Source organism: Brevibacillus fluminis, assembly GCF_003710825.1.
Classification (GTDB): Bacteria; Bacillota; Bacilli; order Brevibacillales; family Brevibacillaceae; genus Brevibacillus_D; species Brevibacillus_D fluminis.
Genome location: NZ_RHHQ01000012.1, coordinates 185,532 through 212,043, shown reverse-complemented (window position 1 = coordinate 212,043; position 26,512 = coordinate 185,532). Strand labels below are relative to the sequence as shown.

The window sequence follows — 26,512 nt, the reverse complement described above, 5'->3', positions numbered from 1 at the left end:
TAGCCTATCAATGACTCGCATGTCCTGCTGATCGTTGCGAGTTCCCTTCGATCGGATTCATCAGCTTCCTGTTGAGTACCAGTCCAGCACTCGTAAGGCGCGGAGAGTGTTCCAACGGCTAGGCTCGCCTTCCACACCTTCCATATCGAAGTGAACTCGATCGGGGTGAGGGTTCTCTAATGGCCATTTCCCATTTTGGTCTTGTTTCGTAACCACTAGACCGACGACCTCAGTGACCCGTTCATCGGGTTTGACACCGGCGCTGCGTAAGTAATCCAGCCCTCGCAGCAGGTCATAATGCCACGTGGTCGGGAACGAGAAACTTGTCCACTTTGGATCGATCACCTCGCCGGATGACAGGGACCTCAGCATGCGACGCTCCAGAAGGTACTCTTGTCCTCGGATGCGGGCTTCGGTCACCGCAGCAGTTTCACCCTTAGCCTTATCGTACTCTAATAACCCCTCTAGGACACAGATGGTGCTGTGGAACGAGGATCGTCGACTTTTAGGAGCGTCGCAATTCCAGCCTCCATCCTCAAGCTGCTCACTGAGGAGTCGATCCATTAGACGGTCGCTTGCCTCTCCGAAATAGGCACCCACCCCAAGGATCCACCCATTGACACAGGGCTCGGTCTCGCCGTCGAAATAGGGCAGACCGCCCATTTGCTGCGGCCAAGTAATGTTGTCACGCACGAGGCCGATCGATCTGCGAACTTCCTCACTCAAGGGATCCAAGCCTAGGTCCTTCAAAAGCAACAAGGTGTAGCTCGTGCATAGCCAGTTCCTGGCATCGGCTTCACCGCCCCAGTTGCCCTTGGAAGACTGCATGCCGAGGACCCGGGCACCCCAACCTTCCGCGGCAATCCGCGATCGCTCTGCGGCAACACGGTCAGCGGGCTCTTCGGTTAGGTCACGCATCACCTGCCAACGGATTGCAGGGTCCCCATTAAGCAACCACTCGATTACTGGTTTCTTTGGCTTCGTGATTTCCCATTCGTGATTTTTGGTTGTCATCTAATGGTTCCTCCCTACTGTGGTCACGTTCATCGTCCGTATCCTCTTTGGTTGTTTTCGACCATCGCTAAATCGTTACATTTTATTTTCGCGATGTGAGGAAACGATCCTGCTCGTTTGCTTTTGCCTATTCAAACAAAAAGGACGAGAATCACATTGAGGTAGATACCTCTTTGCATACTCGTCCTTTAATAAATTTGTCTTCTCCGGCTCCCCTCAACTCTTTGCCGGCAGGGTGATGGTAAAGCTGGTTCCGGCGCCTTCCTTGCTTTCCACGCGGATTTTGCCATCGTGAGCTTCCACGATCCATTTGGCAATGGAGAGACCGAGTCCGGTTCCTTCTTCAGCGCGAGAGCGCATTTTATCCCCGCGGAAAAAGCGGTCGAAAACATAGCCGAGTTCTTCCTGTGAGATGCCGATGCCGGTGTCGCTGACGATGATGGTAATCCAGTTGCCCTCGCGTTTACAGCTGACCGTGATCTGCCCGGTTTCTTGCGTATATTTCAACGCGTTGTCCAGCAAAATGACCATCAGCTGCTGAAGGCGTTCCTCGTCGCCCATGATTTCGAGCGGCTCCTCCACATCGCGCTTCATGGTGATTTCCTTGAGCTCGGCCAGCTGGGAGAAGGTGCGAATGCTTTTTAGCACAATCTCGTCCAGCCGCACACGCTGCTTCAAAATTTGCAGCTCGTTGGAATCGGACCGTGCCAAGGTCAACAGGTCGGTCACCAGCTTGGTCAAACGCTTTGTTTCCTGCATGCTGGCCGAAATAGTCTCGCTCTCCTCCTCAATCGTATGGTCGGGGTTGCGGAACAGCCGCTCCAGATTGAGACGAATGACGGATAATGGCGTGCGGAGCTCATGCGAGGCATCCGCGATGAATTGCTGCTGCTTTTCCCACGACTGCTGGATCGGCACCAAGGCGCGCTTGGCCAAAAACCGCCCGGTGACGATGGCGATGATAATGCTGACAAACCCGCCGATACCTAGCACGTACAAGAGAAGGTCGAGCATTTTCTGCTCAGGCTCCAGATTGTAGACCAGCTGGACTTTTTCGACCTTTTGCAGCTGTCCTTCCGTAAAGATGATCCGGTTGGCCATGATCGTGCAAATTCGATAAGGCTGCCCATCGATCACCTTCGTCGTGATACCGAGCTCATTGCCTTCCGGCTTGAATTTGGGGATGTCGTCGTTTTCGATCATTTCGCCGAATGCCTTTGCCAAAAACTGGTCGTGCGGACCCCAAAACAAGAAGACGATCCGCCGGTCCACATCGCCGAAGCGTTTGCGTTCCAGTTTAAGGTGGGACAGGGGAGCGGACGGCATCGGCCCTTGCAGCGCAGGCCCCTGATTCATTTGAAAAACGGCCCGCTGCAGCTCCCTGTCCACCTGTGAATATAGATTGTACTGCATGGAAAAGTAGAGCGCGCTCCCCAACCCGTACAAGAGCACCATGAATACGATGACGTTGAGGATCACGAGGCGATTCTGGGTTTTCTTAAACATTCTCTTTCTTCCCTTTAAGGATATAGCCGACGTTGCGCACAGTCCCAATCAGGTTGTCACAACCGAAATCGCTCATTTTTTTGCGCAAATAATGCACATACAGATCGACGACGCCGTAATTGGCCTCAGAATCGATGCCCCAGACGCGGTCGAAAATTTGCTGCCGCGTGAGAATCTGCTCTTTGTTATGCAGCAAATATTTCAGCAGCTCGAACTCTTTGCTGGTCAGCTTCATCGGTGTCTCGCCCACATACCCGTCGTACTCGTTCACTTTCAGCGTGATCGGGCCGTAGGTCAGTTCGCCCTCGGTGCTGATTTTGCCGTTCCGGCGCAATAAGGCCCGTGTCCGTGCCAGTAGCTCTTCAACCGCGAACGGTTTGACCAAGTAGTCGTCCGCCCCGGCGTCAAGACCTTGCACGCGCGCGTCCACGCTATCCTTTGCCGTCAGAAACAGAACCGGCGTGGACACGCCTTTGCTCCTCAGCTTTTTGACGATGGTCAAGCCATCCATGCCCGGCAGCATGATATCGAGCACTAGCAAATCATAAATGCCGCGCTCCGCCAAATAGAAGCCTTCATCGCCTCGCTCGGCTCTGTCGACCTGATAGCCTTCCTCCTGCAGCACACTGCTTACTGCTGCTAGAAGATGGCGATCATCCTCCACTGCGAGAATCCGCATATGTCTCCCTCTTTCGTGTCAAAAATGGAATTCGCGCAACTCGGCTGAGTCGAATTGCGATGTCATCACCTTGGCTTGTCATCCATTTTGTTTTCAACAGACTCATCCTTGTCCCCTTCCTGTATCACCGCAACATCCTTGAGAGATATCTTCCCGTCGACTCAAGCCTGCATCCTCCCCATTTTTTCGGATATTCGTTTTTTCTTCTAGTAAAGCACTCCATCTTTAGAACTAGATTTGAGACCAGGACAAAAAGGAAGCAGGTCTAGGTAGTCATCACACACCCGCCTGCTTGCTTTTTTGCCTGCCGCTGCTCTATTCGATTACTGCTCGCATTTTTTTATTCCTGCCTGCTAGCTTTCCCCTTCTCCTTATTGTGGCCGTCCTTACGATCGAACTTCTTCTCCACAAATCGGTTGATCCGGTCAGCCAGCTCCGACTTGATTTGCTTCGCTTTTTCCTGTGTCAGCTTGCCGCTTGCGACCGCCTCATCCAGCTTTTTCGTGCGCTGGGCGATCAAGAGCTTGATGACGTCAGCTTTGGAAACACCTTGTGCTTGTGCGACCTCAGCCAGCGATTTGCCTGCCTTCAGCTGTTCCTTCAATTGGTCGGCATCCAGCTTCAGCAAGGCCAGCAGCTCCTCATTGTTGCGCAGGCCGGAGCCTTTGCCGTGCATGCGGCCATTGTGCTTGCTCTCGACGAATTGCTTGATTCGCTCGGCTGAGTTTACCTTGATCCGATCGGCCCGCTCCTTTGTCAGCTTGCCGTTCTTCACTGCCTCTGTAAGCTTCTGATCGCGCTGTTTGGCAAGCAGGCTGGTGAGCGCGTCCGTGGAAACGCCTTGCGCCTGTGCGATTTCAGCGAGCGACTTGCCCGCTTTCAGCTGCTCTTGCAATTGATCCGCATCGAGCTTCAAAAGAGCCAGCAGCTCGGCGTTATTCGCAAACCCTTTGCCGAAACCTCTACCATGACCATGATCGCCGAACTGGCCGCCATCCAGCAGCTGGGTATTGTCGACTTTGCCAGCGTGCGCTCCTTTTTCGGCAGTGTCCCAACCATTCATCACAACTTTGTGCGCTGTCACCGTTTGGGTGGTAGTGTCTGCTGTCGCCGCGAAAGCACTGCCGATGCTTCCGATGCTGAGCACTGCGGCAACAGCACTCATGACCATACCTGTTTTTGCTTTGCTAAACATGTCTTTCACCCTTTCAAGATTGTGTGGTTGTACCGTGGACATTCCTAGTGTAGGCTTCGATTCTTTGAATTCGCTTAGAGCAATATGGAAATCTAATGGAAAGTCTGTGCTGAATTTTTCCTTATTTTTGTCGGTATGCCGGCGGTTTATGTATGGACTCGCAGGCCACCTCACACTTCCATACGAGTTTTCTATCGCTCGATACTATCATTCGATAAACGTTTACCTACGAGGCGGTGCTATACTGCCTCTAAATGTACATCTTGCAACGAAAACAAGTTTGATTCGAGGTGCCGCGCTTGTCCGTTGACCTGCAAAAAATCGCTGCCGACGCTCCGCTTGCGGAACGGTCATTTTGGTCAATCGTCCTGACCCTATTTTTCGGCTCGTTTGTTGGCATGTACCATACCGTCTCTTTGAACATGTCGCTCCCAGGCTTCATCCATCTGTTCAATACGCAGCTCGGAACGGTTCAATGGATTGTGACCGGATTCACGCTCGCAGCGGGTGTCATCGCCCCGGTGACCGGCTATGCGATCGATCGCTTCGGGGGGAAGCGCCTGTTTTTGTTCGCGCTGGCTGGCGTGAACCTGTGCGCCGTTCTTTGCGCGCTGTCGTGGAACATTTATGCCCTGATCGTTTTCCGCGTGCTGCAAGGCATCTTTTGCGGTCTGCTCCAGCCGCTTTCGCTTGCGATGATTTACCAGCTGCTACCCGAGCAGCGCCGCCCGTTCGCTGTCAGCGTCTGGTCCTTTTCCACGGTGCTCGGCACCGCCCTTGCTCCGTCGATGAGCGGTTGGCTCCAGGAATACGACTGGCATTGGATTTTTTTGGTCACGTTGCCGATCGGGGTTGTGGTGTGCCTCTTGGGGGCACGCCTGCTGCCAGCGGATCGGTGCCAAAAGCGGATCAAGCTGGATGGCGCTGGACTTACGCTGGCTGCGGTCGCCAGCCTCGCTCTCTTGCTGGTGTTCGGTAACTTGCAGGCGTGGGGATGGGGCTCCGCTAAGGCGTGGATTTGCCTTACGGTCGGGCTTGGCTGCGGAATTGGCTTTATCGTGCACGAGCTGCGCACGGACGCTCCACTGCTGCAATTACGCTTGTTTCGCTCCATTCCCTTTACCGTCAGCCTGATCATTTCGCTTATTTTGCAGACCAGCCTTTATGCCGGGATCACCTTCATCCCGCTTTATCTTGCTGACATGCAAGGGCTGTCTGCCCTGCAAATCGCGCTTCTGTTTCTTCCTGCAGCTTTTTGCCTCACGTGCGCCACGCTGATCTCCGGTCATTTTTACACCAAATTCGGCGCCGGGTGGCTGATTTTATGCGGAGGATTGATTTTGGTCGGCACCACCTATCATTTCAGCAGCCTGCAGCCCGACACGAGCCTACTGTCCATCATGCTCTGGCTTTCCTTGCGCAACACAGGCACCGGCCTGGCAATGACCCCCGCAACGAATGTCGGCATGAGCGCCATTCCTGAAGCGCTGTCCGGGCACGCATCTGCCCTGATCAACTGGCTGCGGACGATCTTTTCCGCGATGACGATCAGCCTCTTGACCTCCGTTTTCACTGTACGTCTCGATGGGAACAGGCAGCAATTGCTCGCACTAGGGCATGACCAGAGCGACGCCGCGTTCCAAACGGTGCTGTACACCATGAGCTTTCACGATATTTTTATCATCGCGAGCGTGATTACGGCGGTTGCGCTGCCGCTTTCGTTTCTGGTAATGCATCGCGGCGATCCCAAAAGAGGAAATTGAAAAAAACCAACCGCATGTTTCGGTTGGTTTTTCTTCTGTGTCTCGTTTCCGACCCGTCAGGAATTGGACATCTCCCGCACCATAAACACCTGCTCCGCCATTCTGCCAAACCCTGCCTCCCGCAAAATCGCGAGCACCTGTTCATCGGCCGCAGGATAATTGACCGTCAATCGGTGGAGGCTAGCGTCAAGCGGATCGAACGCATGAGACAATGCGCATCGGATGATCGCCTCTGTGTCATGCCGCGTGGGATCGGCTGCACAGTGAAACAAAAGCGTGGTGGCAGGCTGCCCCTGCTCGTCATACAGGCGCCGGTACAAAGCGTAGCCGATCGCCTGCCCATTTTCGTCTCGGACCACGAGCGCCACCCTGTTCTCGATGCTTTGCCACTGGATGTCCCAGATCGGCTTCGGCCAAAACGCCAGCCCATACACATCCTGTACGCCCGCCTGTTCCACTGGATAGTCCATCGCCGATTCCTCATGAAAAGGAAGCAGCGATGACTGGCTCTCCAAAAAGATCGACTGCCCTACAACCCGATAGCCTACTTTTTCATAGAGCGCAATCGCCGTTTCGTTCTCTTTGACGGCGACCAGCGCTGCTTGCTCAACGCCTGCTTCTCGATAAATGGCGAGCGTCTCGTCCATCAGCGCACGGCCCACACCTTTTCCACGAAAAGCGGGCGCGACACCTGTGCCCCCATTCCAGGCAACCTTTTTGCCGTCTCGCTGCCAAATTCCGTTCAGCACGATGCCCACCGGCTCTCCATCGTAAAACGCGACGATGGAATGGCTGGGAGAAAGCTCTTCTTTGCCGATTTTGTGCGCGAGGCTGTCAACGGTCTTCGTTTGGTCAAAAAAATAGCCTTCATACCCACGATTGTACGCGAGCACCGCTTCGTCCAGCGTACATGCATTCAGTCTTTTGAAAACAATCATGTTGTCTCCTCCTTGTCAGGTAATGAATAGTCTAATGCGATTTATTCAGTATTTTCGGTCAATTAACGCGATTCTTTTGATAAAAAATATTTTACCGTAATTCAATCCCATTTTCCACTGTTTTCCTTCCCAAAACGAAAGCCACCTCGCAAAGCGGGAATCCGCTCACAAGATGGCCATCGATGTATTTGTTCTAATCACATTATTTGCTCAACTTAGTCAACAGCGCGACCGTCTTCTTATACAGCGCCGCGTCTCTCGGGTTTTTCTCCGTTTTCACTTTCGCCAAAAGCTTTGCGGCAAGCTTTTTCATCTCCGCTGGCTGGGCCTGCGCGAAGGCCTTGAGGTCGTTGGTGGCTAAATAGTTGGCATACCAATAAAAGTCGCCTTTGTAGATGCTGATGTCCAGCTTATCCAACCCGGCCATGAACGATTGGTACCATTGCAAACGGAGCTGCTTTTTGGCTGCCGTCGTAATTTCCTTCTGGCTAGCATAGGCATCGATGAGCTTAATCGCCATCGCGTAATCCTGATAGTAACGCTCATTATCCTTCACTGCCGCATTGTTTTGCTTGAGCATGGTGAGAAGCCCTTCCTGGGTACCAGCCGTCAAATTGTTTTTGTACGACGTGCCGAGTTGAGCTTTGTATGCGTTGTAAATATCTGTCACATTCCTCATTTTGTACTCTAGGTTCAAGCTGGTATCAGCCAAGGCCAGATTCAAGCTTTTTCGGGCATACGTATCGTACAGCTCTTGCGCCGTATCGTGGTAATTCGGCTCCATCGACTTGGTGAATTCCGCAATCGCCCGCATGGCAACCGAGTTCGCCCAGCTGTACTCGGAGAAGCTGCCTCCCGGGATATAGTCAACAAACTTGGGCAAATCTTGCATGAATCGATCGAGCACCGCGACGACGCCGTCTATATAGGCGTACAGGTACGCGGTGTCACGGTCGACTACCCAGCTCTCCTTCCACGATGCATCTGCATAAAGTGCGCGCGATTTAGCGACAGCGTAGGTCAGCACCTTCACATCGTTGGCGGAAACCTCTTTCATCTTGGCCGTGTAGGTCAGCATATCGAGTATTGTCGCCTGCACCTCATCACGGACTTTGTTGTACGGCGTTCGCTCGTTTGCTTCGTACAAATCGATGATTTCCGCTTCTTTCTGGATGAGTCCCTTCACCTTGCCCAAGATGTAGAGCTGCTCCGGGGTCAGCTGGTCGTTTTTCAACTGCATTTCATAAAAAGTCGGGCCTATCCAGTTATACGATTCTCTAGCTGCCCGGCATCCCATAGTGCATTCCTCATTTTGTTCCGCTTGTATCCGCTGCTGGTCCACCTTTTTCATCTTCTCGACAATCGGCGAAGCAGCTGATGCCGGAATGGCGGTGAACAAGCTGAGCGTTGCCAAAAGCAGGATTGATTTTTTTAACTTCATAACGGTCCCTCCATACAAACATTTATCCGATCATTCTGATCACTTCATCGATAGTCTGACGGTTTCGACACCGATTTCGTTACGTCAAGCCACGCTGAAATGAAAAAAGCTGCCGAGCATGCTCGACAGCCTGCGGCAAGGCTTTCCCTCGCCGTTCCTTTATACGGTTTTGATTGTGCCTGGCTTGCATTCCTGCGCGACTAGCTCGCTGTACCACGCTGTCAGCTGACGGAAGTAATCCCCCGGCTTTCCTGCCCCGATCTGTTTGCCGTCGACCGAGACGACCGGCAGCACTTCCATCGTGGTGCTAGTCATGAATACTTCGTCCGCTTCAAGCACTTCCGTAAGCGAAATCGGCTGCTCGCTCACCTTAATCTGATGCTCATTCAGTACCGTGATTAGCTTTTGGCGGGTAATTCCCTTCAAAATCGAGTGATCAGCCTGTGGCGTCTTGAAGTGTCCATTTTTCACGATAAACAAGTTGGACGATGACCCTTCTTTCGCCCATTCATCCTGCACCAGCAGCGCTTCCTGGCCACCTTTTCGCTTCGCCTGTTCCTTCGCGAGTAAATTAGGCAGCAGGTTGATCGATTTGATGTAGCAATTTTTCCAGCGCTCATCTGCTACTGTAAACACTGCTGCACCCTCAGCTTTGTACTTGGAAAAATCAGGCGCGCCGTGCTTCCAGACCAAATACAGGTTCGGCGTGATGTTTTCCGGGAACAGATGATTGCGTGGCGCTGTTCCACGTGTGACCTGCATGTACAAGGTACCGTTTTCAATGCCTGCTTTGCGAATGCCTTCCCACGCCAGCTCAGCTAGCTTCTCTTTGCTTTGCGGCAGATCAATCTCAATCGCGTTTGCCGATTGTTCCAGTCGATCCAGATGCTCCTTCAGCGTAAACGGCACGCCGTTGTAGATGCACAGCACCTCGTAGACGCCGTCTCCTAACTGCAGGCCGCGCTCCTCGATCGGCACAACCGCTTGATCGACCGGAATAAAGCGGTCATTGAAATAAGCTATGTTCTCACTCATACTTCCATCCTCCTTTTTTATCTCTTCTATTCTTTATAGGCGAATCTAAAATCGACGTACCCCAGCGCATCGACGATGACGCCTTTGAGATTGTCATTTTGCACCCATGCGTTTACATTCGTGTAAAGCGGTGTGACCGGCATCGCATCCATGAGGATCGTTTCCGCCTCCGTGTACATTTGCTTGCGCTTGGCTGCATCCTTTTCGACACGTGCTCCCTCCACGAGATCGGTGTACTTTTGGTTGAACCAGCGCGTGTTGTTGCTCGAGCTTTCTTTCTCTGTGAATTTTTCCAGAAAGTTGATCGGGTCGTTGTAATCAGCTACCCAGCTTGAGCGGGAGAACATGTAGTTTTCGCCTTCCTGGTTTTGCAAAAAGACCTTTGTCTCGTAGTTTTCCAGCTTCACGTCGGTGTTCAGCGTTTTTTTCCATTGTGCCTGCAACGCTTCGGCGATTTTTTTGTTCATGTCGGACGTATTATACATGAAGGTGACGGTCGGCAAGGTAGTCACGCCCAACTCTTTCATGCCTTCTGCAAGCAAGGTTTTCGCTTGCTCGGAATCACTGTCCTTGAAATAGCCCTCCGGCTTGAGTGCCATCGATTGCGGCACGAATCCCAAAAGAGGTGTCTGTCCCGCTTGGGTCACATTGTCGGTCAGCTCCTGGCGGTTGATCGCATAAGCAAACGCTTTGCGGATCTTCTCATTGGTGAACGGCGCTTTCTCGGTTTGGAACTTGATGTAGTAGTTGGCCGCCTTCATTTTGGATTTCAGCTTGCCTTCTTCCTTCAGAACCGGAATCGCATCAGCCGGAAGCGAGCTGAGCGGTCCGCCTGCCCAATCCAGATCACCATGGTTGAACATCTCCAGCTCGGTATTGGTGTCAGCCACCATGGAAAACTCAATTTTATCGAGCTTGACGGCATCTTTATCCCAGTAGGTGTCGTTTTTGGCAAGCACCAGCTTGCTCTTGTGCTCCCACGTATCGAGCTTGAATGCCCCGTTGCTGACAAATGTCGAAGGATCTTTCCACCATGCCTGCGGATTGGCTTCTACCGCCTTTTTGTTGACCGGCGTGAAAAATGGGGTCAACGCTAAGAAATACGATGTCGGGTGCTCCAGCGTCACCTGCAGTGTCTTGACGTCAAGCGCTTTGATGCCGACATCCTCCGCCTTGGCTTTGCCCGAATAGTAGGCCTTGGCATTTTTCACATCAAAGAGAGAGTATGCATTGGGAGAAGCGTTTTTCGGATCGAGATTGCGCATCCAGGTATACGCGAAATCCTCGGCAGTAACCGGATCGCCATTCGTCCATTTCGAATCGCGCAGCGTAAAGGTGTACACCAGCTGATCGTCGGACACCTTGATGTCCTCTGCCAACGATTTGACGGCGTTCCCGTCTTCATCGAAGCGTGTCAGCCCGTCAAACAGCTCGCGAATCAAAATGCCGGAATTCGCCTCGTCTGCTGAAACAGTATCAAGCGATGATGGTTCTTCTACATTCAGGTGCAAAATTTGCGGTGCTTTGCTGCCGGCATCGGTAGTTCCTGCGTTTCCTTGCGATTGTGGCTGTGTCGGCTGCGCTGGTGTGGCGGCATAATTGCTGCTACAGCCCGCCAACATTCCTCCTAGCAGCACGAACATGCTCATGCAACGGATCAACTTCTTCTTCAATGCAAGCTTCCCCCCTGTACGGATTCATCGTTTGCTACGTCTTTTGCATCTCTTTCTTTTTTGCTCGTACACATCGTACTGCAAGGAAAAGAACCATGACAAATTGAATTCCTCAATACACCTTATGTAAATCTTCTATACGTTTTTTGTTCCCTTTCTGCCTGAGATCTTCCATACTAATCGTACATTCTTCCAACTGACAAACGAGGTGAGAACATGCCGCCTATCATCGGCATTGCCTGTCCCAAACAATTTTTTGCCAAAAATCCGCACGAACCGAACTTTTATGTAAGCAACAGCTATATCGACGGCGTAGTGCGATCCGGCGGAACACCGTTGTTGCTGCCGCTCCTGCATCAGCCGAACGCCCCCTTGCAAGCAATGGTCGAAGCGCTGGACGGGCTGATTTTGACCGGTGGAGAAGACCCTGCTCCCCATCTCTACGGCGAACAGCCGCTGCCGGGCTTAGGCGAGGTCGATTACGAGCGCGATGTGGCGGAGCTTGCGCTGATTCGCATTGCCCGTGAGTTGAAAAAGCCGATGCTGGGTATCTGCCGCGGCATGCAGATCATCAATGTGGCGCTCGGCGGAAATCTCGTTCAGGACATCCCGTCCCAAATCCCCCATGCTCTCCAGCACGGGCAAAAAGGCTCCAAGCTATATGCGGCGCACAGCGTTTCACTTGCTCCCGGCTTTGTCAGAGATGCGCTTGGCAAAGATGAAGTGCTGGTAAATACGTCCCATCACCAGTCGGTCAAAGACCCGGCGCCGGGCTTTCGCGTCACGGCCGTTGCGCCGGACGGCGTCATTGAAGCGATTGAAAACGACGATGCCACGATTGTCGGCATACAGTGGCATCCGGAGCGGATGTGGTTGCACGATGACAACATGCTGCGGATTGCTTCGTCATTCGTCGAGCTGGCGGGGCGGACGAAAGCGGTTCGGTAAGCAGCTGTCGTTTGGCTGTAGTGGATATACGCGGATTTCTGAAAAAAAGTTGCAGACAAAGAAGCCGATGCATGCGCACCGGCTTCTTTTTTTTTCGATTTATGATTCCATGAAGTGATCGTATGCAGCGCGGGACAGTCGCGCAATCGTTTGTGCGCCCTGATTGGTGCTTTCGTTATCGCGCGACAGCACCGTGATGGCAAACGCACCTTTTCCTTGCGGCATGTAGACGATTCCGGCGTCGTTGACACAGCTGCCGATCGTTCCGGTTTTGTGCGCGGCACGCGCTTGTCCAGGGAGCAGGTTCGGAATGCGGCTGGTAAATTGCTGACGCTTGAGAATGTTCAGCATCCCGTCGCAGGCCGCTTCGGAAATCAGCTGCTTCTTCGCGATCATCTCCAGCAGGCGGTTGATCTCTTGGGGAGTCGATACGTTATTCTCCGGCCGCGGCTCAAGGATCGAATGAGCCTCGTCGAATTGATCAGCGTCTTCGCGTCGCATGTATTCCTCGTATCCCTCCGCGGTCGGCGCTGGCAAATCAAGTCCCGTACAGATCGTCAGCAGGCGCCAGCAATCGTGCTGGATGTTGGTTTTTACGAGGCCTAGCTCATTCATAAAGCGATTGACGCGCTCGATCCCCACATGCTTGAGCACCTGGTCAGTTCCATAATTGTCGCTGACGATGATCATCAGCATCGCCAAGTCTTTGATCGTCACCTCGGCCCCGGGGTCCAGCTCCTGCAGCACGCCCGAGCCTGGCACACGCTCGTCCGCCTGAAGCTTCACACGCTCGCCCAGCGAAAGGCGTCCTTCCTCCACATCCCGAAACAATGTCGCCAGGATCGGGATTTTGAAAACGCTCGCCAGCTGAAACAGCTCATCCCCAAACAAGGACGCTTCTTCGCCCGTCTCCAGATGTTTGATTGCAACCCCGAACGTCCCCGGCATTTCTCGCGCGATTCGCTCCAGCTTTTCTTGCAATTCCATGACTTGTCTCCTCTTTTCTATGTAAAAATGGACGGCCTTTTCCTACCCTCATTAATTCCCATCTTTCTTCCAAAGTCAAGACTGAAAGTTCGAACGGTTGCGACTCCTCGGACCAGTCAGTGGCTTTCCATCGCAAAGATCAGGGAAAAACCTCCCTCATATTCAGGGTTCTCCCTGACATACAGCGAAAGACCCCTTTGCTATACTGAAGGTGCTTCAGGAAACGAAATAACAGTTAAAACAGGAGGTCACTCATGTTTACCAATATTTTAGTTGCAGTTGATGGTTCCGAAACGTCCCAAAAGGCGGTCGAATGGGCAAAGCAAACGCACGAAGCGCTGCCGGAAGCCAAAATTACGTTCGTACACGTGTTCCAGCCATTCGTCCCCGTCATCGCTGGCTATCCGGCTGCCGTTATCCCTCAGCCGCAAGACGTGCTCTCACCGGAAGAGACGCCTTCCTATCAGGCATGGGCGCAGTTCGAGGATAAATCGCGCGTCGCGTACCGCAACATTCTCGGCGGTGCAGCGGAAGAAATCTGCAATGAAGCCGAAGCAAAAGAGTGCGATCTGATCGTGGTTGGGAGCGTTGGCCATGGCCTCGTCTCCTCCGTGCTTTTGGGCAGCGTGAGCGCCAAGGTGCTGCACCATGCCAAATGCTCGGTATTGATCGTACGTTAATCACCATTTCTGTTTAGGAGGAACTTATCATGACGAAGCTCTTGGTCCCAATCGACGCAAGTGAGCGTTCGCAGCAGGCCGTCCGCCTGGCGACGGCGATCGCTGCTGACAAAACCGATGCGTCCCTAACCCTCTTGCATGTTCTTTCGCCGCTGCCGCCGGGAAAAACCGTGACGTTCATTGATCCTGAGCAATTCACTCGCTATCAAAAAGAGGACGCGATGGAACACCTCCAGCCGTCTTTTGAGCTGGTTGAAAATTCTCGCGTGCCTTATACCATGAACTATGAGGTCGGCATTACGCACGAGGCGATCGGCAACTGGGCCCAAGAGCACGACATGATCGTGATGGGTACGCACGGCTATGGCCGTGTCGCTGGCTGGATGCTCGGCAGCATCGGCTATCCTCTGCTGCACCACCTGCCGGTTCCAATCATCCTCGTGCCGGAAGAAACCGAATCCGTTCATGCGCCAAAACGCATCCTGATTGCGGTGGACGGCTCTGATCACGCCCGTTATGCTGCCGAAGCGGCCATCCAGCTGGGCAAAAAGACCGGCGCAGAGTTCGTACTGTTCACGGCGGTCGGCTACTCTTTCCCTCACGCGGAAGAGCTTAGCGAGGATATTCATGAGAAGCTGGTGACCAGCGGCGAACGCATTATCGCCGCATACGAGCCGCTGCTGCGCGCATCCGGCGTCACCTACACCACAAAGGTGGCGATCGGCGATCCATCCCTGCGAATCAAGGAAGCCGCCGAGCAAGAGCATATCGATTTGGTTGCGCTCGGGTACCACGGAACAAGCGGCCTCACCGATTTGCTGGTCGGCAGCACGGTTTACAAAGTGATTCACCGAACGACAAAACCGCTGTTGATCGTTCGATCGTAGCCAGCTTTAGACTTACGAATCTTATCTCCTCTTTCAAATGATAAAAACCAGCCATGATCGGCTGGTTTCTTTTTATATTTGTTCTCCGCTACGACATCATCTTCGCTTTTTTCCAATTGCCGAACATGTAGTAGAGCACCGTCAAAATGACAGCGATGGTAAAGCTGACGGGAAAACTCCACCAGACCGCATCCAAACCATAAACATTCGCCAAATAGTAGGACATCGGGATGCGGATGACCCAAAGCGCGATAAATGTGACGAGAAGCGGCACCATGACGGCACCGGTCGAACGGATAACACCTGCCAGGACAAAGTTGATCCCGAACAGCACAAACGCCCAAAGGGTCAGCCGGTTGATATGCATTCCGATCGCGATCGCATCTCCCTCAGTAGGGAGAAACAGCGACAGCGCCTCGCGGTTGAACACATAGATGAGCGCGGCCAATATCCCGGACATGACGAAATTGAACAAAATGCCCGTCATGGCCGTGCGCGTCACGCGATCCCACTTCCCTGCCCCGATGTTTTGCGCCGCCATCGAGGACACCGCTGCACCGATTGCCATTGCTGGCATCTGGATGTAGTTGGACAGCTGCGTCGCGGCCCCATACGCCGCAGTGGCATCCGAGCCGAACGTATTGACCAGGTTGATCAAGGCCAGCCCGCTCGATGAGACGACGATCATCTGGAATCCCATCGGCAGCCCCTTTTTGATTAGAGCAGCGATAATTTCGCGGTCGAAGCGCAGCAGATGGTATTCGCCTTTCCGCAATAACAGGAAGTAATTCGTCTTGAACAGATAGACGACGAGCAAAATCAGGCTGATGAACTGGGCGATGAGCGTGGAGAACGCCGATCCGGATATGCCCATCTCCGGAAACGGGCCAATCCCGAAAATCAGCAGCGGATTCAGCACGATATCGAGAACCACCGAAATAAGCAGGAAATAAAACGGTGTTTTCGAATCGCCCGACCCGCGCAGAATCATCATGATGAAGTTATACACGAACAAAAACGGGACTCCGGCAAAAATGATGCGCGTGTAGGCAATAGCAAGCGGAATGGCATCGGGCGGCGTATTCATCCATTGCAAGATGTCGGCGGAAAATAGAAAACCGATCAAACCGATTAAAATCGACAGCGAACAAAAAAACACCGCGCTCGTCCCTACGACCCGCTTCGCTTCTCCCATGTTGTTGGCCCCGATATTTTGTCCTACCAAAATCGTTGTGGCCATGCCGATCCCGAAAATGGAGCTGAGCAGAAAAAACATGATATTGTTCGCATTGGACGTCGCGGCCAACGCGGTCTCTCCGAGGAACTTCCCTACCCAGATCGAGTTGATCGAGCCATTGAGCGATTGCAGGACGTTGCCGAATAAGACAGGGAGGGCAAAAAAGAATAGTGTTTTTCCGATTGGCCCTTCGGTCAAGCGCACCTTCCCTTTACTGGCGGCTTCTGCCATCTTCATACATTCCACCTTTCCGATCACATTTTGTGGTAAAATACAATTCAAGTGAATTGATTTTAGCATCGATTGCTTGGAAACGCTAACGCCCATTACCTAACTAATATTAGTTAGAAAAAATGATGCATTGGTGCATAATCAATTCATCCCTGGGTAAAAACGATGCAAAAGCGGGTAAAATCGCGTTTATTACAGTTGGTATCGTTTTTGCTTAGAGGTAAAGCATACAGCCATACTTTCATCAAAAGGTAGGGGTTAGTCTGAAATGAACTTGAAACTGTTCTTAATCGCAGTTTTGCTGTCGATGATCTTATAAAAACGGGAAAGCCTTCAACGTAAAAAACCAAACCAAACCAACAAATCTAACAATTCCAGGAGGAACTTCCCATGAAATATCCTTTGACACCAGACGTAAAACCAGAATTTTGCACAACAGGTTCGTTTATGCGCTTGCCAGCAGACAATGAAAATGCCAAGGTCGCGATCATCGGAATGCCTTTCGATACCGCCGCTTCCTTCCGCGTCGGTGCTCGTTTTGCGCCGCAAGCGATCCGCCAAGCTTCGATGACTTTGTTCCCTTATCATCCGATCCACAAAGTGTATCCGTTCGACGATACCAATGCGATCGATGTCGGCGATGTGCCGGTTATTCCACACAACATCCATCGCAGCTACGAGCGCATTGAAGCTGCGATGCTCGAATTGATGCAAAAAGGGATTATCCCAATCGGTCTGGGTGGCGACCACTCCGTCACGCTGGCTAGCCTGCGCGCTGCAGCTAAAGTGTACGGTCCTGTTGCCATGATCCAATTCGACTCCCATACCGACACGTGGGACACATACTACGAAGAAAAATACTGGCATGGTTCCCCATTCATCCGCGCGTACGAAGAAAACTTGCTCCAACCGGATAAAGTGTTCCAAGTCGGGATCCGCGGCACGCTGAACCACCCTGGCGATCTGGATGCCAGCTATGAATTGGGCTACAACGTCATTACCACCCCTGAATTGCGCCAACGCGGCATCGCGGATGTCGTGAGCGAAATCAAAAACAAAATCGGCGACACGCCTGTCTTCCTGACTTTCGATATCGATTTCGTCGATCCAGCGTTTGCTCCAGGTACAGGTACGCTTGAAGCAGGCGGCTTCTCCAGCGCTGAATCTTTGGAAATCGTTCGCAGCCTGACTGACCTGAACTACATCGGCTTCGATTTGGTAGAAGTGCTGCCACCGTACGATCCAACCACCATCACTTCGCTGCTCGCAGCTACACTCATTCACGATTTCGCTTCCCACGTAGCACTGAATGAGAAGAAAAACGACAAAAAATAATTGATTCGAATGAAATACCATTTGCTCGCCTGCTTTGAGGCGAGCTTTTTTGTCATGGTCCAGCAGTGTAGTTTCGCCGTTCCTAGCATCTTCTCACTAGCAAAAAAACGATATAATAGAATTGCCGCTATTGGCGGGCAAGGAGGACTTATGCAGAAACCAACAGACCTTGGCGATTCCGTCATGTTGAGAACTAAAATCACTCTTCCCGTGCAGCACGACAAGCTCGTTTTGCGTAATCATCTTGCGAACTTGCTCGATAAAGGACGCCGCACACGTTTGACAACTATTTGCGCCCCGGCAGGTTTCGGCAAGACGACGCTACTCAGCCAATGGGCCGACAATGCGTCGTTTCCGATCATCTGGATCTCGCTCGATGACAAGGACAATGACCTCATGCGTTTTTGGCGCTATTTGATCTATGGGCTCACGTCCACCTGCATGCCCGGGCTTTCAGCCGCAATCGGGCCGCTCATGCAATCGTACCCGCAAACGTCGATCTATACGATTGTAGACGCCCTGATCAACGAGCTGTATGAATACAACAAAGAAATGGCGATCATTCTCGATGATTACCATACGATCGATCATGTCCCGATTCACGATAGCCTCGCCTACCTGGTCGATTACTTGCCCCGTCACGTCCATCTCACGATCACGAGCCGTTCCTCGCTTCCTTTTACCGTTGCCAAATGGCACGTTCGCGGCGGCGTAACCGAGATCACCAGCCAATCGCTTCTCTTTACTGAAAAAGAGGCAGCGATGTTTTACCGCGAGATCGCGCATCTTTCCCTCTCAACTGAGCAGCTCGGCAAGCTCTCCGCCTTTACGGAAGGCTGGGTGGCCGGCATGCAGCTCGTTGCCCTCTCTCTGCAAAATCAACTAGATTGCGATCGTTTCATCGAGGAGTTATCCGGCTCTCCCCAAAATGTGGCTGACTTTTTGCTTGAAGAGGTCTTGTTCCGGCTTCCTGCGGACATGCAGGAGTTTTTGCTGCACACCTCGATCTTGCAGCGGATGGATGCGGCCATCTGCGACGCCATCCGCCAGCGCAGCGACAGCGATGCCATGCTGGCACGCCTGCAGAAGCAGCATCTGTTCCTGATCCCGCTCGATCATGCCGGGCGCTGGTTCCGGTACCATCATTTGTTCTCGGATTTTTTGCGCGCCGAGCTCCAGAAAAAAGAGCCGCAAAACTGGCTCCATCTCCATCAGCTTGCCAGTCGGGCTTTTGCCGACATGGGCTTGCTGGATGAGGCGATCGATCACGCCATTCGTGCAAAACAATATGAACAAGCCGCGCAGCTGATAGAGACGCATATCGTAGCGGTTCTTGCGCGAGGGGAATTCGCCACGCTCATCCGCTGGTTTGACAGCATTCCCGCACCTGCCGAGATGCTGTCCCCCCTGCTTTCACTGCTGTTTGCGTTCATCCTCGTTGTGGCCGGCGAGACAGTGCGGGCCGCGGCGGAGATCGACCGGCTCGAAGCGGCGTGTAGAGCCTGGCCACCCTCAGAAGAGCAGCGCCAGTTTCTCGGCGGTGTCTTTTTCGTCAGGGCCAATTTGGTGTTTGCGACCGGCGATTTTCCCCGCTGGTTTGCGCAGGCAGAGCAATTTTATGAAAGATTGCCGGAAAGCCCCGTCTTCTACCAGTTCAACTACAATACGACAGAGCCGTTCATCCGCCGTACCGCATTCGGGCTCAAAGGAATCCTCAATGAACATACGGAAGCCATTGGGCTCAGGTTCAGCGAGATTCTCGAATCCCACGGCTGGCGCGATTCCTTGATGAACATGTACGTGAACCAGGCGCTGGCGGAAGGGTATTACGAATGGAATCGCTTGGCTGACAGCCGTGCGCTGCTCGACAAGGTCCAGCGAATCGCCTGGGACAAGCAAGTGGCAGGGCTGTACATCCCCAACTGCCTTACTCGCGCACGCCATCATTGGGCCAATGCCGAAAGACAGCTGGCCCGTTACGTTATCGACGAAGCGATCCAAACCGTCCAAAAATGGGGTGAGCCACACTGGCAGCGGCCGCTGCTCGCCTTCCATACCCGTTTGGACCTGCTCATGGGCGATGTGGAGCGAGCATGGAGCCGCGCCGAACCGCTAAGGCAGTCGATTGGCATGCAGGCGACGTTGGCCAAAGAGCTGGAATTGCTGACGCTTGTGCGCTTGTATATGGCGAAAAACGAATACGAGCAGGCGCGCGAGCTGCTCACCGCGTTGAAACCGCTCGCCAAACGGGAAAACTGCTTGGTTAGCCAATGCGAGATTACACTACTGCAGTCGCTTCTCGAATATCAGGACGACAACCAAACAGATGCCATCGGCTTCTTGCATGAAGCGCTATTGCTAGCGGAGTCGAATGGCTATATTCGTAGTTTTGTGGATGAAGGCGAACCAATGCATCAGCTGCTTGTCGCTTATCGCAAAACACAAGCCTGGAACACAGTCAGCCGTGATTATGTGAACATGCTGACCCAGCTTGGCGAGTCAGGTACAAAAGAATTGCCGTTCCCGCTGTCTCCTCTCACCCAAAAAGAGCTGGCCCTGCTCGACCTGATCGGACAAGGCGCCACGAACAAGGTGATGGCCGAGCAACTCTCCTTATCAGTCGGGACGGTCAAAATTTATTTGAACCGAATCTATGGCAAGTTAGGCGTTTCATCGCGCACGCAGGCTTTGCTGAAGGCCCAGGAGCTTTCACTCTTGAAGTGAATGGCGACTCTTTCTTTATAAAAATTTATTGATTGATCATGCTGAATTTTCCATACTTTATGGAAATGTTTTGAAAATAATGAGAGAATAGATGGGATTTCCACGTAAAAAGCTTCCTATAAGGAGGAACCAAATGCACGCTGAAAAGGTTCAACAGCTCTTGCATTCGATCAATAGTGTCATCGTAGGAAAAGAAACGGAAGTTCGTCTGCTGATCGCAGGCTTGCTTGCGCGCGGACATGTCCTGTTGGAGGATCTGCCGGGGATGGGCAAAACGGTGCTGGCTAGGACGCTGGCCCAGTCGATCGGCGGCGCCTTCCAGCGGCTGCAGTTCACGTCTGATCTGCTGCCGTCCGACGTGGTGGGACTGCATTTTTTCAACCCGAAAACAGGCAATTTCGAGCTGCGCCGCGGTCCGGTCTTTGCCGATGTGCTGCTTGCCGATGAGATCAACCGGGCAACGCCCCGGACGCAGTCCGGTCTCCTGGAATGCATGGAAGAACGCCAAGCTACCATCGAAGGCGTCAGCCTGCCGCTGCCTGAGGCTTTTTTTGTCATCGCCACCCAAAACCCGATCGAATCGGAAGGCACGTACCCGCTGCCTGAAGCACAGCTGGACCGCTTTTTGTTCCGACTTTCCTTGGGCTATGGGACGCGGACCGATTCACTTGCCATCATGCGCCGCTTCCGCACCGATTCACCGCTGGACGACGTCCAGCCAGTGCTTGGCGCGCAAGACATTATTCAGATGCAAAAAGAAGTGCGCCGCGTTCATGTGAGCGAGGCCGTCGAAAACTACATCATCGATTTGACGGAGGCGAGCCGCACCCATTCATCGATCGAGGTCGGCATCAGCCCCCGCGCCATGCTTGCCTTGGTCCGCGCTTCCCAGGCGATTGCGTACATCGATGGCAGAAGCTTTGTCCTGCCAGATGATGTCAAGCTGGCTGTACCCCCGCTTTTCACCCACCGCATCCGTTTGACGATGGAAGCAGAGCTGTTGCAGACGGAGCGAGATGTCGTGCAGGAGCTGCTGCAAAGCGTGCCAGCACCTGTGGAAACGGGCGTTCAATAAATGACGACACGGGATTCGTTTCAACTGATCGGCGGCATTTTCCTGTTTGTCGCGCTGCTTACGCATTACTGGTTTTTCTTCGCGCTCGGGTGTTTCTTCCTGTTTCTTTTGGTTGCGCATCGCTGGTGGCAAAAGCGGATTTCCCGTTTTGTCACAATCACCTGCAGCAGTCCGCAATCGCGGGTGATGCCACATACGCCAACGTCCATGCGCATCGCGGTGCAAAACCGTTCAATACTCCCGCTTCCGGCGACCAAGCTCAGCTTTACGCTCCCGATGACCGTAGAGGTTGAAGGCGCGGATGTTTGCCTGGAGGCGAGCAAACAGCTGCAGATCCAGGTATTTATGCACGTCCCACCCCGTTCACAGGTCATACGTGAGCTGACGCTGATTCCTCGGAAGCGTGGTGTGCTTTGGCTGACGGATATGGCGATGGAGCTGATGAGCCCATTTGCGACCGAACCTTGCGTACACACCGGCAAAACATCCTACTCGCTTTTGGTCTATCCCGAGATCACTGCATTGCCCCCGTACCAAAAAGGAGCGCTTGAACCGTTGGGCAAACGTTTGTCGATGCAGCGCATGCAGGACGACCCTGCTTTCATCCGCGGTGTCCGCCACTATCTGCCCGGCGATCGGCAAAAAACGATCGACTGGAAGGCGACCGCCAAGACAGCCCAGCTGCAAACGCGGCTCTACGAATATACGTCCTCACAAAAATGGGTGATCATCGGCCATATGCTGCCGATGTACGAACCGAGGCTGCAGCGTTTCAACGATCTGGAAAACGAGCGGACGATTTCGGCCATCGCGTCTGCTGCTGCCCGCTTCCGCCGAGAAAAGACGCCGCATTCGCTTTACTTGAATGTGAGGCAGCGCGGGCGCGAGCTGTTTCACCTGGCAGAGGGTGGAGGAAAAGCGCAATACGTGCACATCCTGACACAGCTGGCGAAAATGAACCATTTTGTGCCCACATCGCTGTCCACTGTTTTCCGCCGCCTGGAAGCAAGTACGCACAAGCTCTCCATTCTCCTTGTTTCTTCTCGCTTTGACGCGGAGACAAGCCGAATGGCAGAGCGACTGATGAAGCGTGGGCATGAAGTGACGCTGCTTGACGCTTCCGCAGACACGCCGTTTTTCCGCCCGCTTCAGCTACAGTGGCATTCCGGCTTGAGAGCGTCTAGTGTTAGCCGAGAGGAGCGTGCAGCCGTCCATGAACGATAACACCGTTCTGCGCAGCTCACTGGCGCTCACGTTTGAAGCGCAAATCATTGCGCTGCTGCTGTTCATCACGCCATACCTGGCTTTTTCGGGTAAGAGCGCGATCGGGTTGTTTCTCACCATCAGCGTGCTGTTTTCCGCTGGTTCGTTCTTTTACCAAAAAAGCAGCCGCGGCTTTCTCGGCCTGATCCTGCTGTCGCTAACGGTCTTGCTCGTCGCGCTTTTGGGCTATGTGTATGCAGATTCGGTGATTCTCGCCCTGATCGGTGCTGCCGTATACTATTGGCGCCTGCATGCACGCGCAGCGGAAGGCATCACCTTGCCCGAATTGACCAAGCGATTCACGCTTGTCATGTTCGCCTACGTCTGCCTCATGATTTGGCTGGCAATGACAGGAGCGTTTTCGCTAGCCGATCTCATGCTCGCGATCTCGTTTTCGACGATCTGGTTTCTGATCATGTGCTACCTGGAGTTTTTGACGCGCGACACGGGCTCGTCCGCACTCTCCGGTGGAAAAATCGGCGTGTTTGCAGGACAGCAAGCAGGGCTCACGATCGGGATCATCACCGTCTTTTTGGCGGCCGCAAGCCTCCTCTACTACGCGCTCGCCTACAGCTTCACATGGATCAAAGGGCCCGTCTTTAGCCTGCTCAAAGTGGTCTTCATGCCGCTCTTGCTGTGGCTCGATTCGCTGATCGCAGCGCTGAAAGGTAAGGCCAGCAACAATACGGCATTGAACAAATTTCTTGAGCAAAGTGGCGACTCGCAGCAGGAATACGCGCCACCTCCGCCTGTTCAGCAAGACTTGTTTTCGCGGCTGGAGCCGTATCTCATCGCACTTGTCGCCCTTCTGATTCTGTTCGTTTTGGGGCGGATGGTCTGGAGGCATTACACAAAGAACAAGCGTGTGGATCAGCCCGCGCAGCCGATCACACCACCTGCACAGACTGTGGAAAAGCTCGCCCCTTCCGTTATTACCGAAGAAAAAACGCATGAGAACTTGCAGAAATGGCATGTGCCGCAAAACGACCGCGTGAGGTTCGCTTACTATCAATTTTTGCAGCAGATGAGCAAGCGGGGCATGTTGATCCATCTGGAGGAGACAAGCCGCGAGTTTTTGCAGCGTATCCGCTCCACATATATAAGCAGTCCCCTCACTCCCCTTGCCGAACGCATCACGCGCGCGTACGAGAGCTACCGTTATGGCGGACAGCAATTGGCTGAGGATGAAATCGCCCGTATGGAGACTGATGTGGCGGAGCTGGCGACGCTCGTCGGGAACGAAAATAATGGAGCACCACACTGAACACGACAAAAAGAGCGATTGCTTCCTACGTGGAATGCAATCGCTCTTTTTGCCCCGTATTCACTTCCTGCCGCACGATCTTACCCTTTTCCATAAACAGAATCCGGTCTCCGAGCTTTTGTGCTTCCTCCAGGTCATGCGTCACCAAAATCACTGGAATGCTCCACGTCTGGTGCAGCTCGATTACTATTTCATGGCATTGTGCCTTTGTCTCTTTATCAAGCGCGGAAAATGGCTCGTCGAGCAGCAGCAGATGCGGCTCGGTGGCAAGCGCTCTCGCCAAAGCCACCCGTTGCTTTTCACCACCGGAAATTTGCGTAGGATATTTCTCCAGCAAATGTCCGATCTTCATCACAGACAATAGCTGCTGGATGAGGGGAGATTGGCTTGTCATCCCTTTTTGCTTGACGCCGTATAAAATGTTCGCTTCGACCTTCATGTGAGGAAACAGCGCGAAATCTTGGAACAAATACCCGATGCGACGCTTCTGAATCGAAAGAGGGCGCTTTTTCGCTTCATAGAAGACGGTATCGTTCAGCGAAATCCCGCCAGCATCGGGGTGAATGATGCCTGCGAGTGCGTTGAGAATCGTCGTTTTCCCCGATCCTGAAGGGCCGAACAGGACGATCCGTTCATTCCCGACCGCAAACTGGACGTCCAGCTGGAAATGGGCCAGCTTTTTTTCTATATGAACAGAAAGCATGCGTTTCTCTCCCAATCTATGTTTGTTTGCTTTCATGTGCGTAACGTCTGAGGTTGCGTTTGGTCCACCAATTGAGCCACATGATGGTGCTGAATCCGAGCGCAACGATGATTACAACCCAAAAGTAGGCCTTGTCCATCTCCCCGTTTTCCACCGCGAAATAGATGGCGATCGGAATCGTGTCCGTTTTGCCGGGGATGTAGCCCGCCAGCATCATCGTCGCACCGAACTCACCCAGCGCACGGGCGAAGGCGAGCACCAAGCCAGCCAAAACCCCCGGCCACGCCAGCGGAAAGGAAACCGTCCAAAACACGCGCCACTCGGAAGCGCCCATCGTGCGCGCGGCGATTTCCAAATGCTTGTCCACCGTCTGGAATGCAGCGAGCGCGCTCTGGTACATCATCGGGAACGAAACGACCACAGAAGCGATGACCGCCCCCACCCAAGTAAAAACGATCTGCACGTCATAATGCATGAGCAGCCACTTTCCCAAGATTCCGGTTTTGCCGAACAACATCAACAGGCCGAACCCGACGACGGTCGGAGGTAGGACCAGCGGCAATAAAAAAAACGATTCCAGCGCGCTTTTTCCCACAAACTCCTTGCGCGCGAGCAGCCGGGCCAGCAAAACTCCACTGATAAAAACAATGGAGGTGGCTATCCCGGCGACTTTTAAAGACAAATACAAGGGTGTATAGTCGATATCCGTCATGATAGCCACCTTTCTCAATTCAACCGCTACTACTTGCTTATTTTACATAGAAGCCATGCTTCGAGAGGATCAGCATCGCTTTTTCGCTGTTCAAGTAATCAAGGAAAACGTCCGCTTCAGAAGCGAATTTGGACGTATTGACGACCGCGCCCGGATAGACGATCGGGCTGTGCCATTTCGTGTCAGCGATCGCCAAGATTTTGACTTTATCCGTGGAAAGTGCATCGGACGTATAAACCGCGCCCAAATCAACATTCCCCGACTCTACATAGGTTAACACCTGGCGAACATCGCTGGCAAACACGATTTTGCTTTGCAGCTTGTCCCACAGCCCTACATTCATCAGCGTTTCTTTGGCATAGCGACCAGCAGGCACGCTGTCCGGGTTGCCGATTGCCATTTGCTTGATGGCATCCGGGTTGATCTTGTCAAAGCCGGCCACAGGCAGCTTGGTATCTTTCGGCGCAATCAGCACAAGGCGGTTTTCTGCGAAATTGACGCGTGTCGACGTTGTGATCAGCTTACTTGCTTCCAATGTATCCATATCTTTTTTGCTAGCGGACAGAAACACATCCGCAGGCGCCCCTTGCTGAATCTGCGTGGCCAACTTACCAGAGCTGCCAAATGTGAAGGTCAGATGATAGTTCGGATAATCCGCGTTAAATGAGGTCTTCAGTTCATTCAAGGCATCGGTCAGACTCGCAGCAGCCGAAATAGTCAAATCCGCTTTTTGGTTCGCAAGCTTCGGCGTGACGACTGCCACGGTACGGGCATGCTCGTTCCAAATCACTTTTGCACCGAATGTTTCGCTGACAAAGCGAACCGGCACCATCGTTTTGCCACTGATAATTTGCGCCGCTTCGTCAAGCGCTTTGCTCGACTGGTTGACTTTCGCGGTTTTTTGCCCGATTGTCAACACAATCGTGGTGGAGCCTTGTACGGCAGTTGCCGTCTTATTCGCTCCGTTCCACGTCACACGGGCACCCAACGCTTCAAAAATATCGCGCATCGGTACCAGCATTCTGCCATTTTTGATGACAGGCGGCTGGCTGACCGATAGATGATGTCCATCCACTTTTACATTGATTGCCGCAGCCGCTTGTGCCACAACCGCTGAAGCAGGCAAAACCTGCGCCGTGAGCAGGCTCAGGCAAAACAGGAACAGAAAAAGAACAGACTTGCGTTGCTTACTCAACTTCTTTCACTCCTTCGCTACTTTCGT

Annotated in this window: 22 protein-coding genes; 9 read left to right on the top strand and 13 right to left on the bottom strand. The window is 53.0% G+C overall.

The window, feature by feature from the left end; translation table 11 throughout:
• Positions 1-60: 60 nt before the first annotated feature.
• From EDM56_RS15210 to EDM56_RS15195, 4 genes are all read right to left on the bottom strand, one after another.
• A complete protein-coding gene (locus EDM56_RS15210) occupies positions 61-1,014 on the bottom strand; it encodes a hypothetical protein (RefSeq protein WP_122918741.1) in 954 nt (317 codons plus the stop codon).
• Positions 1,015-1,230: 216 nt separating this feature from the next.
• Complete coding sequence (locus EDM56_RS15205) at positions 1,231-2,520, bottom strand: sensor histidine kinase (RefSeq protein ID WP_122918740.1); 1,290 nt, start codon at positions 2,518-2,520, stop codon at positions 1,231-1,233.
• The gene (locus EDM56_RS15200; RefSeq protein WP_122918739.1) at positions 2,513-3,199 is read right to left on the bottom strand and encodes a response regulator transcription factor; all 687 of its coding nucleotides are present in this window, start codon (positions 3,197-3,199) and stop codon (positions 2,513-2,515) included. The genes EDM56_RS15205 and EDM56_RS15200 overlap by 8 nt, the downstream gene beginning before the upstream one ends.
• A gap of 340 nt (positions 3,200-3,539) precedes the next feature.
• Entirely contained in the window at positions 3,540-4,394 is an 855-nt protein-coding gene (locus tag EDM56_RS15195) for a hypothetical protein (RefSeq protein ID WP_122918738.1), read from the bottom strand.
• 299 nt (positions 4,395-4,693) lie between these two features.
• Between EDM56_RS15195 and EDM56_RS15190 the strand changes: the two genes are divergently transcribed.
• Entirely contained in the window at positions 4,694-6,157 is a 1,464-nt protein-coding gene (locus EDM56_RS15190; RefSeq protein ID WP_246009396.1) for a DHA2 family efflux MFS transporter permease subunit, read from the top strand.
• Positions 6,158-6,213: 56 nt separating this feature from the next.
• Here EDM56_RS15190 and EDM56_RS15185 read toward each other — a convergent pair whose 3' ends face one another.
• From EDM56_RS15185 to EDM56_RS15170, 4 genes are all read right to left on the bottom strand, one after another.
• Positions 6,214-7,095: a GNAT family N-acetyltransferase gene (locus EDM56_RS15185; protein ID WP_122918737.1), complete on the bottom strand. Its 882-nt coding sequence runs from the start codon at positions 7,093-7,095 to the stop codon at positions 6,214-6,216.
• Between the two features lie 202 nt (positions 7,096-7,297).
• Positions 7,298-8,536 carry a hypothetical protein gene (locus EDM56_RS15180; protein ID WP_122918736.1) on the bottom strand — a complete coding sequence of 413 codons (1,239 nt, stop codon included), beginning with the start codon at positions 8,534-8,536 and terminating at the stop codon, positions 7,298-7,300.
• 159 nt (positions 8,537-8,695) lie between these two features.
• Positions 8,696-9,571: a D-amino-acid transaminase gene (dat, locus tag EDM56_RS15175; protein ID WP_122918735.1), complete on the bottom strand. Its 876-nt coding sequence runs from the start codon at positions 9,569-9,571 to the stop codon at positions 8,696-8,698.
• Positions 9,572-9,597: 26 nt separating this feature from the next.
• Positions 9,598-11,244, bottom strand: a complete 1,647-nt coding sequence (locus tag EDM56_RS15170) for a peptide ABC transporter substrate-binding protein (RefSeq protein ID WP_342772395.1) — start codon at positions 11,242-11,244, stop codon at positions 9,598-9,600.
• A gap of 216 nt (positions 11,245-11,460) precedes the next feature.
• Between EDM56_RS15170 and EDM56_RS15165 the strand changes: the two genes are divergently transcribed.
• Positions 11,461-12,192, top strand: a complete 732-nt coding sequence (locus tag EDM56_RS15165; RefSeq protein ID WP_122918734.1) for a gamma-glutamyl-gamma-aminobutyrate hydrolase family protein — start codon at positions 11,461-11,463, stop codon at positions 12,190-12,192.
• Positions 12,193-12,291: 99 nt separating this feature from the next.
• Here EDM56_RS15165 and EDM56_RS15160 read toward each other — a convergent pair whose 3' ends face one another.
• The gene (locus EDM56_RS15160) at positions 12,292-13,179 is read right to left on the bottom strand and encodes a serine hydrolase (RefSeq protein WP_122918733.1); all 888 of its coding nucleotides are present in this window, start codon (positions 13,177-13,179) and stop codon (positions 12,292-12,294) included.
• Positions 13,180-13,433: 254 nt separating this feature from the next.
• Between EDM56_RS15160 and EDM56_RS15155 the strand changes: the two genes are divergently transcribed.
• Positions 13,434-13,859 (top strand): universal stress protein, encoded by a 426-nt coding sequence (locus tag EDM56_RS15155; RefSeq protein WP_122918732.1) that lies wholly within the window; start codon positions 13,434-13,436, stop codon positions 13,857-13,859.
• Between the two features lie 29 nt (positions 13,860-13,888).
• The gene (locus EDM56_RS15150) at positions 13,889-14,746 is read left to right on the top strand and encodes a universal stress protein (protein WP_122918731.1); all 858 of its coding nucleotides are present in this window, start codon (positions 13,889-13,891) and stop codon (positions 14,744-14,746) included.
• An 88-nt stretch (positions 14,747-14,834) separates the two neighbouring features.
• Here the strand turns inward: EDM56_RS15150 and EDM56_RS15145 are convergent, their stop codons facing one another.
• Positions 14,835-16,214: an MATE family efflux transporter gene (locus tag EDM56_RS15145; RefSeq protein WP_122919187.1), complete on the bottom strand. Its 1,380-nt coding sequence runs from the start codon at positions 16,212-16,214 to the stop codon at positions 14,835-14,837.
• Between the two features lie 390 nt (positions 16,215-16,604).
• Here EDM56_RS15145 and speB point away from each other — a divergent pair, with 390 nt between their 5' ends.
• The 5 genes from speB to EDM56_RS15120 all read left to right on the top strand — a co-directional run bounded on the left by speB (position 16,605) and on the right by EDM56_RS15120 (position 23,875).
• Positions 16,605-17,549 carry an agmatinase gene (gene speB, locus EDM56_RS15140; protein ID WP_122918730.1) on the top strand — a complete coding sequence of 315 codons (945 nt, stop codon included), beginning with the start codon at positions 16,605-16,607 and terminating at the stop codon, positions 17,547-17,549.
• A gap of 150 nt (positions 17,550-17,699) precedes the next feature.
• Entirely contained in the window at positions 17,700-20,273 is a 2,574-nt protein-coding gene (locus EDM56_RS15135; protein ID WP_183192452.1) for a winged helix-turn-helix domain-containing protein, read from the top strand.
• 133 nt (positions 20,274-20,406) lie between these two features.
• Positions 20,407-21,348 (top strand): AAA family ATPase, encoded by a 942-nt coding sequence (locus EDM56_RS15130; RefSeq protein ID WP_122918728.1) that lies wholly within the window; start codon positions 20,407-20,409, stop codon positions 21,346-21,348.
• Positions 21,349-22,572 carry a DUF58 domain-containing protein gene (locus tag EDM56_RS15125; protein WP_122918727.1) on the top strand — a complete coding sequence of 408 codons (1,224 nt, stop codon included), beginning with the start codon at positions 21,349-21,351 and terminating at the stop codon, positions 22,570-22,572.
• Positions 22,562-23,875: a DUF4129 domain-containing protein gene (locus EDM56_RS15120; protein ID WP_122918726.1), complete on the top strand. Its 1,314-nt coding sequence runs from the start codon at positions 22,562-22,564 to the stop codon at positions 23,873-23,875. Before EDM56_RS15125 ends, EDM56_RS15120 begins: the two co-directional genes overlap by 11 nt.
• Before the next feature lie 25 nt (positions 23,876-23,900).
• Here EDM56_RS15120 and EDM56_RS15115 read toward each other — a convergent pair whose 3' ends face one another.
• Genes EDM56_RS15115 through modA form a run of 3 tightly spaced genes read right to left on the bottom strand, consistent with a single transcriptional unit; the run spans position 23,901 to position 26,485 of the window.
• Positions 23,901-24,578, bottom strand: coding sequence for an ATP-binding cassette domain-containing protein (locus EDM56_RS15115; protein ID WP_122918725.1), 678 nt, complete (start codon positions 24,576-24,578; stop codon positions 23,901-23,903).
• Between the two features lie 16 nt (positions 24,579-24,594).
• Positions 24,595-25,290 carry a molybdate ABC transporter permease subunit gene (gene modB, locus EDM56_RS15110; protein ID WP_122918724.1) on the bottom strand — a complete coding sequence of 232 codons (696 nt, stop codon included), beginning with the start codon at positions 25,288-25,290 and terminating at the stop codon, positions 24,595-24,597.
• A 37-nt stretch (positions 25,291-25,327) separates the two neighbouring features.
• The gene (gene modA, locus EDM56_RS15105) at positions 25,328-26,485 is read right to left on the bottom strand and encodes a molybdate ABC transporter substrate-binding protein (protein ID WP_122918723.1); all 1,158 of its coding nucleotides are present in this window, start codon (positions 26,483-26,485) and stop codon (positions 25,328-25,330) included.
• Positions 26,486-26,512 lie beyond the last annotated feature (27 nt).

What these genes read in the sequence shown, in the direction of transcription:
- EDM56_RS15210 (WP_122918741.1), bottom strand. Translation starts at nt 1,014, where the DNA reads ATGACAACCAAAAATCACGAATGGGAAATCACGAAGCCAAAGAAACCA.
- EDM56_RS15205 (WP_122918740.1), bottom strand. Translation starts at nt 2,520, where the DNA reads ATGTTTAAGAAAACCCAGAATCGCCTCGTGATCCTCAACGTCATCGTA.
- EDM56_RS15200 (WP_122918739.1), bottom strand. Translation starts at nt 3,199, where the DNA reads ATGCGGATTCTCGCAGTGGAGGATGATCGCCATCTTCTAGCAGCAGTA.
- EDM56_RS15195 (WP_122918738.1), bottom strand. Translation starts at nt 4,394, where the DNA reads ATGTTTAGCAAAGCAAAAACAGGTATGGTCATGAGTGCTGTTGCCGCA.
- EDM56_RS15185 (WP_122918737.1), bottom strand. Translation starts at nt 7,095, where the DNA reads ATGATTGTTTTCAAAAGACTGAATGCATGTACGCTGGACGAAGCGGTG.
- EDM56_RS15180 (WP_122918736.1), bottom strand. Translation starts at nt 8,536, where the DNA reads ATGAAGTTAAAAAAATCAATCCTGCTTTTGGCAACGCTCAGCTTGTTC.
- dat (WP_122918735.1), bottom strand. Translation starts at nt 9,571, where the DNA reads ATGAGTGAGAACATAGCTTATTTCAATGACCGCTTTATTCCGGTCGAT.
- EDM56_RS15165 (WP_122918734.1), top strand. Translation starts at nt 11,461, where the DNA reads ATGCCGCCTATCATCGGCATTGCCTGTCCCAAACAATTTTTTGCCAAA.
- EDM56_RS15160 (WP_122918733.1), bottom strand. Translation starts at nt 13,179, where the DNA reads ATGGAATTGCAAGAAAAGCTGGAGCGAATCGCGCGAGAAATGCCGGGG.
- EDM56_RS15155 (WP_122918732.1), top strand. Translation starts at nt 13,434, where the DNA reads ATGTTTACCAATATTTTAGTTGCAGTTGATGGTTCCGAAACGTCCCAA.
- EDM56_RS15150 (WP_122918731.1), top strand. Translation starts at nt 13,889, where the DNA reads ATGACGAAGCTCTTGGTCCCAATCGACGCAAGTGAGCGTTCGCAGCAG.
- EDM56_RS15145 (WP_122919187.1), bottom strand. Translation starts at nt 16,214, where the DNA reads ATGGCAGAAGCCGCCAGTAAAGGGAAGGTGCGCTTGACCGAAGGGCCA.
- speB (WP_122918730.1), top strand. Translation starts at nt 16,605, where the DNA reads ATGAAATATCCTTTGACACCAGACGTAAAACCAGAATTTTGCACAACA.
- EDM56_RS15135 (WP_183192452.1), top strand. Translation starts at nt 17,700, where the DNA reads ATGCAGAAACCAACAGACCTTGGCGATTCCGTCATGTTGAGAACTAAA.
- EDM56_RS15130 (WP_122918728.1), top strand. Translation starts at nt 20,407, where the DNA reads ATGCACGCTGAAAAGGTTCAACAGCTCTTGCATTCGATCAATAGTGTC.
- EDM56_RS15125 (WP_122918727.1), top strand. Translation starts at nt 21,349, where the DNA reads ATGACGACACGGGATTCGTTTCAACTGATCGGCGGCATTTTCCTGTTT.
- EDM56_RS15120 (WP_122918726.1), top strand. Translation starts at nt 22,562, where the DNA reads ATGAACGATAACACCGTTCTGCGCAGCTCACTGGCGCTCACGTTTGAA.
- EDM56_RS15115 (WP_122918725.1), bottom strand. Translation starts at nt 24,578, where the DNA reads ATGCTTTCTGTTCATATAGAAAAAAAGCTGGCCCATTTCCAGCTGGAC.
- modB (WP_122918724.1), bottom strand. Translation starts at nt 25,290, where the DNA reads ATGACGGATATCGACTATACACCCTTGTATTTGTCTTTAAAAGTCGCC.